Origin of the sequence: Corallococcus sp. AB032C (genome assembly GCF_003668935.1) — a bacterium.
Classification (GTDB): Bacteria; Myxococcota; Myxococcia; order Myxococcales; family Myxococcaceae; genus Corallococcus; species Corallococcus exiguus.
In genome coordinates, this window is record NZ_RAWP01000273.1 from 1 (window position 1) to 452 (window position 452).

Below are 452 nucleotides of genomic sequence, written 5' to 3' on the forward strand. Positions count from 1 at the left end.
ATATAGCGCAGCAGGTGCCGGATCTGATGAGCACGAGCATCACCAGTTGCCGCAGATAGCCGCCGATCACCCCGGCCAGCACCCCGGCCGCGATCCGCATGGCCAGCTGGAACCATCGCCCGGCGCGTTCCCGCAGCCAGGGCAGTACCACCGTTACCTGTGCAGCCAGCAGCAACACCACCACATCCATCCCCAGTGCATCGATCAGCGACAGCAGCGGCAGCAGGTCGGGATTGCAGGCCAGTACGAGCAACAACACGCTGCACAGCAGCGCGAAGGCGCGGCGCCCGGTGGGCAGGGTGGTCCAGCGCAGTAAACGATCAATCAGGGGCATGAATCTTCTGCTCCTTGTCAGAGCGGTGCTCGCAGGCGGTCATTCCGCGCGGACGGGCTGCCGCAGCACGGTCTTCAACCGCGCCGCGTCGGTCCTGCGCGGGTCGCTCAGGTAGATC

Annotated in this window: 1 protein-coding gene; it reads right to left on the reverse strand. The window is 65.9% G+C overall.

The window, feature by feature from the left end:
* On the reverse strand, positions 1 to 334 hold a 334-nt coding region (locus D7X99_RS42035), incomplete at its 3' end, for a hypothetical protein (protein ID WP_121782593.1).
* Between the last annotated feature and the right edge of the window lie 118 nt (positions 335 to 452).